Genomic DNA, 14,470 nt, shown 5'->3' with positions numbered 1-14,470 from the left:
CTGCTTATATTTCATAAATCCCACTTTATTTTTTGAGGGTCAACATGAAACCAAGACATTAAATATGTCTCCAACTCTTGTATATACAATCTCAGTTCATCAAAAAAACAACTAGAAGATTTCCCATCAAAGCAGCTTTCAACTAATCCGAAAAATTTCAATTTCTCATTATAATACTCTTTCGAAATAGCTGGCACACCATCATAGCACAAATCATAATGCATCATACAATTCCGAAAATTTGACGGAAACAGTTTCTTTCCATTTTCCAACAAGATAGATACATCATCCGAAAACAAGTTTGAATTGCTACTATCGAAATGTTGTTTGATTTTTCTAAGCCCTTGCCATGCGTAATGAGCAACAATATATTCTATACGCATAAACCATTGGTCGTCACAAGACACTCCCTTTGAGAATAAATGTTCAACGCAATTAATCGTAGATAAAATATGGAGAATCAACAGATTTACTTCCTTTTTATTCGTCTTTGCAAAAAAAGAATTTCGTCTGTTTGTATTTATGTCTTGATATCCCAAACGGACTGAAACATTACCTTTCTTTTCCCAAAGCTGAATTATATCCATATTGGAAACGGCTGTCAATGTATTGGCTAAATTTTCCGCCAACATTTCTCCCATTTCAAAAGCAATTTCTTGTTGAATTGTTAAATTCACAGTTGGAACATTCAAAAAATAATTCAGCTGTTGTGAATTACCAATAATGCAATTTCTCTCATCAAAAAATACCCCTAAATTATAATGAATGTTCCAGTTTTTCATAAACGAAAATCTTAATCGGTTCCTAAAAATCTCATCTTGATGTTTATCGGACCGCAATACTTCTCGTACTCCTTTGCTATACCTGCCCGAATAAAGTTTCAACCCATTTCTTATATCTGATATTTTTTCGTCTACTTCATCGTTCATTATTTTTTCACCTAAAAAATCCTGTGCAGAACGACAATATAATGCTATATACGGAATTATTGATAATGAAACAATGGAATTATTACAATATACTCCTAAAAGCTGAGTTATTGATTTACCATCTAACTCCACTAATTGTAAAGCCTTTTCATTTAATAACTCAGACAACGAATCTCCTATGCTCATATCTTTCCTCCAAAATATGCATATTATCACTTCTTACAGTTAGGCTCATTCCATTCCTATAAATTCCAACTTTTTCAATGATATCGTCAATATCTCTTTTCTATTATACACCCATCCACCCCCAAAAAAAAGAACTTTATCTCTTCCTTTGCTGTAAATGCTCCTCCTTTTTTTCTTGGATTTCTCTCCTGGCTTTGATAACTACCGGGGCAACATCCTGATTTCCATATTCTTCCTGATAACAGATATGTTCTGCCAGTTCCCTGCTGCGATTCATGTCACGAAACTGGAGGGCATATTCTTCAATTAACACCCTCTCATCCTCTGAAAAAATCTCTTTTTCCGGGTCTAGTTCATATAGCATCATCTGCAGAGAAAGTTCATACGGGATTTCCCCAATCACGCTAATGTCCGGCAAATGACTTGCCAGCGCCGCAATCATCACTAACGCCCGCTTATCATTTCGTATCGCGGGATAATAACAAAGCATGTCAAGGTCAAGAACCTTTCTTGTCACCAAATCAACCTGCTCATCTTCCAAAGAGTTTTCTCCCGGCTTGTGTGCCAAGATTCCAATGGAAGCCACACCGTTTAGGGGACTATCCTTTAACTGCTCCCATTTTTCGATTGCCTCCTCTACTGTAGTGATGTCATCATAATATTCTCCCAACTGATGGAATTCTCCACATTCTGCTACAGTAAAGGTAAGCAGTGGCTCTACCTTGCTTTTTCGTTCCAGTTCATCCAGAAATTCCTCGCAGTTCAGAGGATTCAGTTTGGATTCTGCCGTGATTGCTCCCTTTGTTCCATTGGTATCCGGTTTCTGTTTCAAATCCTCTACGATATCATTTACGGCTTCATAAATGGAAATGTCCGGATTGTCGTAAACACCGCCATCCAATTCCTTCCCATCCACATCATAAATGGTATAATCATACCCCTCATCCACAGACTGAATCGTAATAAATCTATCCTCAATACGAAAAGCCAACTCCTGCTCCATGTATTCCTCTGCTCTTATCAACCGTTCGGATAAGTCGCCGGATTGTTCTTCTGTAACCGGATTGATATCGACCTTTACCTCTCCAATGCAAAAATCATCTTCATGCAGAAGATTGAAAATATCATCCTCCCGCCTTGCTCCGGCATATTCAAATAAAATATCCAAATCCGAGTCTGCATTTTCTGTTCCCCGGCTTCGGCTTCCATATACCATCACTTCCCGAATCTGAATCGGCAAGTGATATTCCCTGATTTTCATTTGGATATATCCCCGAACCTCTTCTTCTATACGATCTGCGGTCATCCCCTCGAACGGTCGAAAATACTGCTTTGTCTTTTCCCGGAAGCGACTTACCGCCTGTTCTGTCTCTGCCGAGTGATATTTTTTCTCTTCCAAGAAATCTGCCACTTTCGTAAATCCAAAGGAATCCACATAGTAAGCCGTTTTTTCATGTTCTTTTTCAATCACAATCACATCACTGACCGACATGGAATGCCCGGTAAAATCATCCGGATGATAAAGGTTGAATTTTTCATACAGAGTATCCAGTGTTTCTCCTTCTTTCAATTCCCCACGATACACCGATTCATAATCGTTTTTGTCTACCACCAGCTTATTATTCTTCACAAAGTCCATTCCCATGAACTGATATGCTTGCCCGTTTCCTCCTTCCTTAATCTGGAACAATTCATAGGTAGCCAAACGTTCGGTATCATAAGAGTTTTCTCTTTCTTCCACACCATCCGCCACTCGGACAATCGCATTGGCATAAGTGCTCTTATCAAATATCTCTGGGTAAGTTTCTCTTATGCTCAGTGTGTCCCCGGTTCTTCCTGCTACAATGATGTGGTCTAAAATCTCGATATCTAAAAACAAACTGGCATACATCATCTTTTCTGTTACCATTCTGTCGGATTGACTCATCTGGAGTTCCGAAGAAGGGTGATTATGCAAAAGAATCATGGAGGCAGCGTTTGACAGGATAGCAGACTTAAAAAGTTCCCGGCCGGATACAAAGGAAGAATTGAGCGTTCCAATGCTTACCACATTGAAATTGATGGGATGTCCTTTACTGTCCAGATTGATGACACAGACCTCTTCTCTGTCTAGTCCCGCCATCACATCGGCCATTACGGAAATGGCTTCTTCTGGATTTGTAATGGGTTTATCACTGTATACACCATTCCCCTCCACCAATTTCAAACGCACATCCACCTGTTTTAATTCATCACTCATCATCCGGCACCTCCAAACTCACGCATATCATCGTGTCTTCTTTGGCAGCATTTACTATCTCCTGCAGTTCCGTCACAGAACGTGCTTCTAATTCTGTGACCGTTGTTTTTTGTACTTCCATATCTTCCCCCGCTTCCTAATGTCCCTTGTGCTTGATTGGTTCATGTGTATGGTTCGGAGTAGTCGAATCATATTCCTGTTTGTTCTCTGCCGTGGCAAATAGTTCCTTAACTTCCATATTATTTGTCATTCCTTGTGCCTGCTTGTAGGTAAGCTCCGGTTGCTTGTCGCACCGACTGAAGGTATGGCTTTTGGAATCGTATTGATAGACACCATCAGACAATACTTCTTCCTCTGAAACACACATTGCATTGACATCCTGTACCATAGTCTGCAATCTCTGAAAAGACATATTTTCGCTCTTAGGCAGAATCAATGTCTCGTGCACCGATGACGGAAGAATATAATAATCCCCACCGAGTTTTTCTGCCACCATCTGCTGAACATCCTCACGCATGATATAAACTGCTCCATTAACATTTACTTCATTCGTCAAACAATACAAATCCGGACCATCGTTCGGAATTGACGCTCGGATTAAATCTTTTGCTTCTTCTAACGGAATTCCTTCTTCCTGTGCAAAGTCAGATGCCATCATCTTTACCATTGTTTCCTGTATTGACTCAAACTTAAGTGGGGATATTTTATCCATGTTATTCATTGCCTGCTCATGGAGGGTATCCATGTCAATACCGTACATTTCCATTAAATCATTATTGATTGTAATCGAACCCATGGATTCCTCATTTCCATTCGCCCAGATATGATAGGTAATTGCCAAATCTTCTTTTTGCGTGTAGGGAATATTCGATAACCGATTTACATTACTTTGAAGATTGGATACTTTGGGATAAATGAAGTCTTTGACCACCTCATAATTTTTTACTTCCTGCAAATCAAAGTTGAATCGATACTCCTCCCTTGGTTCGATATGTTCAATATAGGAATCTGCGATTTTTCCAACAACCTCTTCGATATCCATGCCTTGCTGATATTCCTCATAAGCCGCATTCAGATATATGGTAGGTGACATATTCCCATTGGGATTAAAAATCGTTAATCCGTCCAGTACTACATCATTGTTCTTAACCGCTTGGCGAATATCCATATTGGCATTTTTATACTGTTCCGGCAAATAATCTAATACATGTTCTTTGACATAATCCTTAAATTCATTGTAATTCATCTTTTTTACCTCATTCTTTCCGGACTTATTGTCCTTTTTTAGTGTTTCTTTTCCTTTTTTGCTTCCTCACGAAAGGTTTCCGTATGGTACGTCATTTTTTCTTCCCCGACTGCCATAAGCCCTTGCAAAATCCCCACATGATTAAACGGCTTCATGGTCTGAAGAGAAGAATCATATTCATAAGCGGCATGTGTGGTAACTGCCTCAGATGTCAGTATGGAAGAACCCAAACGGCCAAGTACCGCCTGCAGATAAACAACGGTATCCTGTTCCGTCTTTGGTGCAATCAGATAATCACTTTCCGATATGGGAATGGCATAATAATCGCCATCCATATATTCCGCCATCTGCTTTAGCATTTCCTCATCATCCAGACTGGCACCATTTAACTCCGTGGAAAAACAGACAATTTCGTCCTCTTCTTCCGATACCATATCCGCAAGAAGTTCTCTTGCACGTTCTTCCGTGATTTCATTCTCTTCCATGAATTCCGGCATCAAATGCTCAACCATCCACTCTCCCAAAGGCATCACCTTTGGTTCTTCATCCAAAACAACATCCTCTCCTTTCTCATCCATATTTAACAAAGCATCCAAGGCTGCTAACCGCTCCATCTTTTCCTTTAATTCCTGCTCGGCAGGAAAAGGTTTTTGCACTTCTATCTTCGCTGTTTCCAACTGATGACTCACGTTCTCTAACTTTGTTCGTGCTTCCGCCAGTTCCTTATCCATGTTTTCAAGCACGTTGTTGATTCGGGTAATATTGCCGAGTGCGTCCGAACCGATTTCCAGATTGTGACTGATTTCTCCTTTGAGGCTCATAACAAATTTACGATTGAAGGAATCGAAGGTAACTTTCATCGCAAATCCGGCGTACTCTCCAACGGGTACTGTCTGCCCCATAGCGTTCATCTGTTTACACAGTGCAATAAGGGCTGTCCCAGCTTCCTTTTTGTCATAGTAAGTCCGGCTTCCCACCTTCATCACGAAACTTTCCTTATCCTCCGGCATATGTTTATGAGCCGTTTCGATATCTGCCTCAAATCCACGAATACGCTCCTTCAGCGTTTCGATCTGCTTTGGATAATGCTTCGCTATGTTATCCTCCAGCCGGTAAATCTGACTGGTATGGTTTGCCTTCATCAGTTTCAACTTGGAAACCTGGATATCTAAATCCATCTTTTCCTTGATATAAGGATTTCCGGTAGCCAACGCTTTCACTTCCGCATAAGTAAGTGCTGCTTCATCCACATCCTCACAGCTTCGCACCGGTGATTTGCTGGTCATGATCTGACTGATAAACTTCTGCTTATTCTCAATCACCTGCCACGAATAACTGTCAAAAGTTCCTTCTGTGACATAGCGGAAAATAGATACGGTATCATTCTGATTCCCCTGTCTGAGAATACGTCCCTCCTGCTGCTCAATATCCGATGGGCGCCATGGTACATCCAAATGGTGCAGCGCAATCAACCGGTCCTGCACGTTGGTACCGGCTCCCATTTTCTGTGTAGACCCCAACAAAAAACGAACCTGTCCGCTTCTTACTTTGCCAAACAGCTCCGTCTTTCTTAATTCTGTATTCGCTTCATGGATAAAGGCTATCTGTTCTTCCGGAACACCTTTCCGTATCAGTTTCCTTTTGATATCATGGTAGACATCATCAAACACCTCTGCTTCCACTGTTTCGCCTTCAAACGTGGCTGTGGTTTTCCCTATCTCCTTTGGCGTAGACAAATCACAAAAGATAAGTTGTGCTGACCGATTCTCTGATGTCTTTTCCCAGATTTCATAGGCTTTTTCCACACAACTGTTTACTTTGGAACTTGGGGAATCCGGCAGCATCGGATTGATTAACCGCTGATCCAGTGCTAACTTCCTTCCATCATTTGTGATTTTCAGCATATTATCTTCATGCGGCTGTACCCTGCGGTCACGAACTGCCTCTGCCCTCTCTGCAAGAGAAGCCACCATATCCTTTTGATAATCACTTGGTTCCAGTACCACATTTTCATACTCTGCTTCCGGTACCGGCAAATCCAGCATATCCGGTGTTTGGATATCCGCACATTCCTTAAAGAGAGAAATCAACTCCGGTAAGTTATAAAACTTTGCAAATCTCGTCTTTGCCCGGTATCCGGTTCCCTCCGGTGCAAGTTCAATGGCTGTCTGCGTCTCTCCAAAGGAAGATGCCCAGGCATCAAAATGTCCCAGTCCCATTTGCTGCAGCGTATCATACTGCAAATATCTCATATTGGTATATAACTCCGTCATACTGTTGGAAATCGGTGTTCCCGTAGCAAAGGTAATTCCCTTTCCTCCCGTAAGTTCGTCTAAATACTGGCACTTGGCAAACATATCCGAAGACTTCTGTGCTTCCGATTGGGCAATGCCTGCTACGTTCCGCATTTTAGTATGTAAAAACAGGTTTTTGTAATAATGACTTTCATCTACAAAAAGCCTGTCCACACCTAACTGCTCAAAAGTGACAACATCGTCTTTCCGGGAAGTATCGTTTAACTTCTCCAATCTTGTCTGCAGCGTCTTTTTTGTCTTTTCCATCTGTTTGATGGTATAACGCTCTCCCTTGTCTGCCTTTGCATCCTGAATTGCCAGTGTGATTTCTTCAATTTGGCGCTCAATGATGGCAACCTGACGCTCTGCCGACAGAGGAATTTTTTCAAATTGTGTATGCCCGATAATAACGGCATCATAATCCCCCGTTGCGATTCTCGAACAGAACTTCTTCCGGTTCGCCGGCTGAAAATCTTTTTTCGTAGCCGCTAAAATATTGGCTCCCGGATAGAGTCTCAAGAAATCACTGGCCCATTGTTCCGTCAGATGATTGGGAACAACAAACAGGCTCTTTTGACATAAGCCTAACCGCTTACTTTCCATGGCGGCAGCTACCATCTCAAAGGTCTTTCCTGCACCAACGCAATGGGCAAGCAGCGTATTGTGCCCGTAAAGGACATGTGCCACGGCATTTTTTTGATAATCCTTTAGTTCAATATCCGGTGTCATTCCCGGAAACACCAAATGAGAACCATCATACTCTCTCGGTCTGGTGGAATTGAACAGCACGTTATACTTATTTACTAAAACCTCTCTTCGTTCCTGGTCACGAAATACCCAGTCCCGAAAGGCTTCTCTCATGGCATCCTGTTTCTGCGCCACAATCGTTGTTTCCTTTTTGTTTAGAACACGCTTTTCCTTGCCATCCTCGATGACCGTATCAAATACCCGGCTGTCCTTCAGATTCAAGGAATCTTCTAAAATCTGATAGGCATTTCGACGGTTCGTTCCATACGTCATATTGACAAGAGTATTTCCGTAGTCTGCATTTTTTCCTTTTACATTCCACTGTCCGGTTACGTCAGAATACTGGATTTTAATAACATCCCTTTCCAAAAGATGGAACGGAGTTTCAAACACTTCCCGCATAAAATCTTCGATATATCTTGGTTCAATCCATGTTGCACCGATTCTGACTTCAATTTCACTGGCATCCAAATCTCTTGGCTGGACTCGTTTCAGTGCCTCCACATTGATAGCATACGTTGCATCATTTTCGGCAAAACCCCCGGCCACCTGCAGCTTATCTCTGACATTTCCACTCAGATACGCATCTGCCGTTTCCCAGATTTCACTAACCGGATTTTTGAAAATAACTCCTGTAAGTTCCTTAATTAGTTCCTCCTCGCTCTTATCTGTGAGTTCTGACATATAAGCAAAATCAATCGCTGCCTTTTCCGACAGGGACACCGCCAACGCTTCACTGGCTGTATCAACACTGGTAACCACTTCCGTTTTCTTGATGGTTCGCTTGGAAAACATATCGGCTTTTCCGAGGAAGTTGCCTTCCTCATCCAGTTTCTCCAACGAACACAAAAGACAATAACTGCTGTCCTGATGAAATGCCCGTTTATTCGTTTTGGAAACAATTCTGCCATTCTCTTTTACAAAATCATCATACAAATCATTTAACTGTTTCTGCTCTGCCTTAATATCTTCCTCCGGATATTCTTCCAACTGGAGCCGTATCAGTTCCTGGGTGCAGTCCCGTATGGCAACCATCCCATGGATTCGACGAATCATTCCCTCGGAGGCTTCCACCGGTTTCATAACGGAGTTCTCACGATAATATAATTTCTCATCTACCAAGGTGTAACTGAAATTCTTTACTTCCGGAATGGCAGGAATCACTTCATCCATCGTACTTTCTTCCGATAATTCCAACTCAATTTCTTCATACTCACCGGATATCTGACTAAAGGCAGCCTCCAACTGCTCCTCAAATGGCAAAGAGGTATCTGCCACACAAGTACTTTCCATACCATAAGGACCACTGACCATTTCCATCGAACCAACAATCATGTCCGGGTTTTCAGTAAAATAATGATTCATGACAACTCCATTATCATCTTCTGACAAATGAACCCAATCCGGCTCAATATCAATGACACGGTCTCTTTTTTTCAGAAAAATAATATCCGACGTCACTTCTGTTCCGGCATTTTCCTTAAATGCCGTATTGGGAAGTCTTACTGCTCCTAACAATTCTGCCCGTTGTGCAATATACTTACGGACTTTCGGATTTTCCTTATCCATCGTACCTTTGCTGGTGATAAACGCAATGATACCGCCCGGCCGCACCTGATCGATGGCTTTCGCAAAAAAGTAATCATGGATAAGGAACCCTGTTCCTCCAAAGTTTTGCTTATCATATTTTTTATCCGGCACCTTATACTGTCCAAATGGTACGTTCCCAATCACCACATCAAAAAAATCATTGGGATAACCGGTTTTCTCAAATCCATCTACCGTGATATTGGCTTTCGGATATAACTGCTTTGCCATACGTCCAGTCAAAGAATCCAGTTCCGCACCGTAAAGTTTGCTGTCTCTCATCGTCTCCGGTAACATACCAAAGAAGTTACCGATGCCCATAGACGGCTCCAAGATATTTCCTTTGGCAAATCCCATTTTTTCAAGCGTGTGATAAATTCCCCGAATAATCGTAGGACTTGTATAATAAGCATTTAAGGTACTTTCTCTCGCTGAAACATATTCTTCATCCGACAAAAGACTTTTTAACTCCTGATACTCATTTGCCCATGCACTTTTCGTTTCATCAAAGGCATCTGCAAGTCCGCCCCATCCAACATATCGTGCCAAAGTTTCCTGTTCCTCTGCGGTAGCCATTCGTTCCTCTGCTTCTATTTTTTGCAATGTCTGAATTGCTTCCACATTCCAACGGAACTTTTCTTTTGGGGTTCCTATTCCCAGTTCATCTGAGGTAATCACATAGTTTTCTGCATGAATTTCTTCCGGCTGAATACTCTCTTCTTCATCCGGAGTATCTACGCCACTTAATTCCTCTTTTGCCTGTTCCAGTGCCTTTTTTTCCTGTTCTTCTTTGTAGGCTGCATATTCTGTCTTCTTTTTATCCGATAAATACCGTCCTTGTTGTATCAGTTTTTCAATCCGCTTTGCAACCACATTCCAGGATAAAAGCACTTCCGCATCCGGTGTGAAGATGTGCCCTTTTCTCAAACGGATACCTTTTGCGTCATAATCCTTATAACTGTTATCCGAACCCGCCAACGCAGAGTTGGAACCACCGGTTCCATATTCCTTTTTCAGAAAATCAGCTGCTTCTTTCACGGTATGATCCTTTTGATAAAAGTCATAAATCCGAAAACTACCCTGTGCAAATCCGCTGCCACTGCTAAGCACATAATCAATTTCATCCGATGTAATAAAATCTTCGGTAAGAACATCCACTTTTTCCGCAAGGGGATAGGAAATCCGTTCCTTCAATAAATCAGCAACATCCTCCCGAAGTTCATAAGGATTCTTTGCTAACCGGAATCGTATGGATATCTCCCCGGATTCAATCTTTTGCAGCGTTTCATCCAGACATGCTACAATGTTTTGAATCTTATCCGGTTTCGTAAGCAAATCCATCAGGTATTCTTCTTCACCCGGATAATTATATCCGCTTATCTCTAACCCTTTGGGAAACTCACCAATGGAATCCCGATAAAAAAAATACAGTTGATTGGTGATACGCTTTCTCTCATAATAATCAACCATATATGCCTCCGTCGAATCCATATAGGTACCGGACTCCACTTGACTTCGGATGATTTTTTCAATTTCTTCCCAGGAAAGTTTCAATTCCGTATGTTCCAGTGCCGAATTGCCATGCGCTGCTGACATTCCGTTTTCATCAAACCACACGGAAATCTGTTCTTCGCCAAAGTTAAATCCCTTTCCGGTAGAACCATACTCACGGCGTAAAAAATCCGTCATCTCTTCCGGTGTTTTCCTCTGTTCATACTTTGCAAAGATTCTCTTTCTGCTGTTTTCCAACCCTCCTCCTGTGCAAAGAATCTTCGCAACCTTTTCCTCGGAAATAGTTCCGGGGAAAGATAAGTGTATCGGCTTTTCCACCTGTGCCACAGCAATATTGCCTAACTGCTCCGACATCAAAGAGAATAAATCCATCTGCCGGTAAGGACTGTTTTCCGGCGGAGTATAACTTTCTAGTTCTTCTACTGATAAACCAGTTCCTGAAGAATCGCTTCCTCCGCCTGCTGATAAATCATGTTCATCTTTCTTGTCCACTCCAAGGGATTGGTCGCTTTCAACTGCTCCGTCACTCCCTGTGACTTCATGAGTTTCTCCGTCAGATTGTCTAACCTCTGTTCTGCCTGTTCCTGAATCTCCAGACAATGCCCCATCAATTCTCCGTTCAGAAGCATTCCGCTGTAAATCCCCCGTTTGTAGTTCTTCAGATAATTCCTCCGCAGGATTCCGTACTTGGTCAACATGGTCTGCTTCTCCTCGTCTGGTATCAGATTCGGAATCCGGTAATCTCCGTTCTTCTCGTATGTCAGGTTCATTCTCTTTTTCCATCCTTTCGTTTTTATAAAACTGATTGTGTGTTACCATCCACAGTATATGTTCTTTTGCTTCCTCTTCGGAATCACAGTAGCAGATGTTCTTTGCTGTCACGTTATCATAGACAAACCAGTCACTTGTGTTGGAATCCAATCCAATCACAAAATCATCTTCTCTAATGACCCTTGCTTCTTTTCTGCTTGCTCTGGCATGAGAAGGATGCCTCGCAAGTTCTCTGTCATACCGTGCAATACTTCGCCCAATCTGAATCAGCATGGGTTCACATAATTCCGATGTGGCACTTCCTAACACCGACAGGGTACGCAGTGTATTGAACTCATGGATATAATCAAAGGGAAACTCGCCCTCATACTCTGCCATATCAAAGCCACATCGCTTGAGAACGGTATAACATACACTTTGCTCTAACGTCTCCCGCAACCGAAGTGACACGGTATCTCCATCCAAATCCTCCAGATAGCTGCCTGCCGAAACATCAATCAAATCATCCACAATCTCTTCATAATAATCGTCTGCTATTCTTTTGGAAATCTGATAAATCCTGTCTTCAAACGATGAATCCTGATTGGTAGTTCCATAAATCCTTTCCAGTGCGGCAAGAATACCTTCTTCATGTTCTTCTCTAATATTCCAGATAAAGGGAGATTTCCCAATCCGTCTTGCCTTATGCACATCGGATACATCAAACACATAACGTAGCCTTGGATAATCACTTTCCTGGTCAATAAGAGCAATCCCCTTGGCACCACGATTCACCCAGCAAAACATTTTCTCATTCCACATTTCCAATGGGGCACAGGCGGTGGCATCCGGACGCTGTGCATATATGAGAATTTGGTCCTCAAATGGATACTTGTATAACCTCGACGCAACATCAAGGTAATTCATCCAACTTTCTTTATTCTCTCCGATACTTCTGGCAGTTTCTTTTGCCAGAACAGAGATTTTTTCATATTTCGTCATAGGTTGATTTCCTCCTGTACCCAATCTTTACGTTTGGACATTTTGTCCAAACGCTATTTCTTTTTCAGTTCTTCACTGGCTTTTGCGTATGCCATGAGTCGTTTGTTACTGTTTCTCTTTTGCACAATCTCATAATCTACGTTTGCCTGTATTTCTTTTTGTTCCTTTTTCTTCATCTTCTTCCTCCCATTCTTTCAAACAATTTCTCGTTTCATATACATAAGGCTTTTGAAGCATGAGCCTTATGGAGCTTCTTACAAGCTGAACCAATGTCATACCATTTTTGTGGTAAAAACCACACAATCCGATAATTCCAATGACCGGCATACAGATTGAAATGGCTGAATTGATTCCCATTCCAAAATAAAAATGCAGAAGTAAGATTCCTCCTACTCCTACAAGTAATGCACTGCCTCCGAAGATGCACTCTCTGAAGGATAATCCCTTGAAGAAATCATCCTTAAAGGCTGCAACATCCGGATTGATTGTCTTTGTCATCTCCACGCTAGCTGCCAGCCGTGACCGAGTAATCTTTGCTTACGAGGTGTGGCTTGCAGCTTCTACCTCCTTGTTTCTTTATCTTCTACAAACCAAATGCTTTTTGCATGACACTATCTGACATTTTTACAGAGGATGCGATGACCCCCATTTTCAAACAATACTCCAGTAATCGTATCAGTGCATTTTCCGTATCTATGGAAACCGTATCAATAAAACTTCCACTGATCGCAATCACTACGGCGATTAATAATGCGGAAAACACATATCCAAAGAAAGTCCGAATATAGGAATATCCCACCTGTGCCGTCTGTCCTCCTGCCGCCAAAGTAGATAATGCCACCCCGGCAAACGGTGCAATCATATAAATCTTTAAGATACGATTTAAGACGGTCAGAACTACGATAAAGCCACAGACCACTGTAAATAGAAAGAACAGTATACTGGTTAAAAAAGCTGTCATCGTTCCGAAATCTGCACTGGATATGTTTTCATATACCTTCACACCATCAAAGTCATATACCATATACAAACCGTTGTCTCCAAGAATTGCCTGTGTCAGGCTCTTCCCCCATGAGAAAAACTTTGGCATATAGCTTAGTGCCATGCTAAGAACATTGGATGTAATAATCAGCCGGATAAACATCTTAATCGTCTTATCGAATGTCAAATCCGTATGTAAATCACAACTGTCCCGACAAAAGCCATAAAGAAAAAAGACACATAACAAAGATACTGCTACTACATTTAAGGTTGTGTATATCGTAGATATACTTTCCCAGACATCTTTGTATGTACCTTTTGCCGGATTCTTCGTCAGCACATCGGATGCCAACTGCATCATGTCATTCCATGCATATCCTGCACACTCAAAGAAATCTTTTCCACTGAAAAAATCTCCTAAATCTTCAAAAAATCCTGTAACGGAATCCCATAATCCCACTGTCATCACCCCCTTTGCAGGATTCCTTTCCTTTTCTTACGAAACACCCAGTAACTTAAGAATTGCCGGAACTGCAATCATAATCAAACCACCAATCACTTTCTTTATCGCCTGGCTTTGTTGCGTTGTTTCATGAGCCGCATAGGCTGTACCAAAGTCCAACAAGCCCCATGCCAGAAAGATAACTCCGACACCACCAACACAGCCAAGCACCAAATCTTTGATAACATCAATTCCATCAGTTACATCCGACACTCCGGTATCCGTTGTGTCGCTTTTTTTATCTGCTGCTTTTGCCAACATCGGTGAAACCGTCAAGATTCGAAAATACATGCCTGCCACGAGAGCAGAACACCGTTTCCACAGCCCCTTGCTGCGGGGTTTCATAACTTCTAATTCCTTGTGCATTTTTTATCCTCCTTGTTTTTGCGAAGCAAAAATCCGAACTCCTATGTGAGGAGAGGATTTTCCTCCTTTGTTTTTGCGGAGCAAAAATCCGAGCTTCCTATGCGAGGAGAGGATTTTCCTCCTTGTTTT

The 14,470-nt window shown here is 41.8% G+C and carries 9 protein-coding genes; all 9 read right to left on the bottom strand.

The window, feature by feature from the left end; all coding sequences use genetic code 11:
• Positions 1–11 precede the first annotated feature (11 nt).
• Positions 12–1,115 carry a hypothetical protein gene (locus DW019_RS12195; RefSeq protein WP_118443660.1) on the bottom strand — a complete coding sequence of 368 codons (1,104 nt, stop codon included), beginning with the start codon at positions 1,113–1,115 and terminating at the stop codon, positions 12–14.
• Positions 1,116–1,251: 136 nt separating this feature from the next.
• Positions 1,252–3,357: a JAB domain-containing protein gene (locus tag DW019_RS12190; protein WP_118443659.1), complete on the bottom strand. Its 2,106-nt coding sequence runs from the start codon at positions 3,355–3,357 to the stop codon at positions 1,252–1,254.
• Positions 3,347–3,475, bottom strand: a complete 129-nt coding sequence (locus DW019_RS15695; RefSeq protein ID WP_279217656.1) for a hypothetical protein — start codon at positions 3,473–3,475, stop codon at positions 3,347–3,349. Before DW019_RS15695 ends, DW019_RS12190 begins: the two co-directional genes overlap by 11 nt.
• Before the next feature lie 15 nt (positions 3,476–3,490).
• On the bottom strand, positions 3,491–4,600 hold the full coding sequence (locus DW019_RS12185) for a DUF5688 family protein (RefSeq protein ID WP_118443657.1): 1,110 nt from the start codon (positions 4,598–4,600) through the stop codon (positions 3,491–3,493).
• A 38-nt stretch (positions 4,601–4,638) separates the two neighbouring features.
• The gene (locus DW019_RS12180) at positions 4,639–12,492 is read right to left on the bottom strand and encodes an SNF2-related protein (RefSeq protein WP_118443655.1); all 7,854 of its coding nucleotides are present in this window, start codon (positions 12,490–12,492) and stop codon (positions 4,639–4,641) included.
• Between the two features lie 53 nt (positions 12,493–12,545).
• Positions 12,546–12,668: a hypothetical protein gene (locus DW019_RS15690; protein WP_279217655.1), complete on the bottom strand. Its 123-nt coding sequence runs from the start codon at positions 12,666–12,668 to the stop codon at positions 12,546–12,548.
• On the bottom strand, positions 12,622–12,990 hold the full coding sequence (locus DW019_RS12175; protein ID WP_147353033.1) for a PrgI family protein: 369 nt from the start codon (positions 12,988–12,990) through the stop codon (positions 12,622–12,624). Before DW019_RS12175 ends, DW019_RS15690 begins: the two co-directional genes overlap by 47 nt.
• 85 nt (positions 12,991–13,075) lie before the next feature.
• Positions 13,076–13,933 carry a hypothetical protein gene (locus tag DW019_RS12170; protein WP_118443652.1) on the bottom strand — a complete coding sequence of 286 codons (858 nt, stop codon included), beginning with the start codon at positions 13,931–13,933 and terminating at the stop codon, positions 13,076–13,078.
• Positions 13,934–13,969: 36 nt separating this feature from the next.
• Positions 13,970–14,341, bottom strand: coding sequence for a hypothetical protein (locus DW019_RS12165; RefSeq protein ID WP_118443650.1), 372 nt, complete (start codon positions 14,339–14,341; stop codon positions 13,970–13,972).
• Positions 14,342–14,470: the final 129 nt, after the last annotated feature.

Source organism: Clostridium sp. AF37-5 (assembly GCF_003477605.1).
GTDB lineage: Bacteria > Bacillota > Clostridia > Lachnospirales > Lachnospiraceae > Eubacterium_F.
Note: the sequence above shows the minus strand (reverse complement) of the source record. Positions and strands in the feature narration are given on the sequence as shown.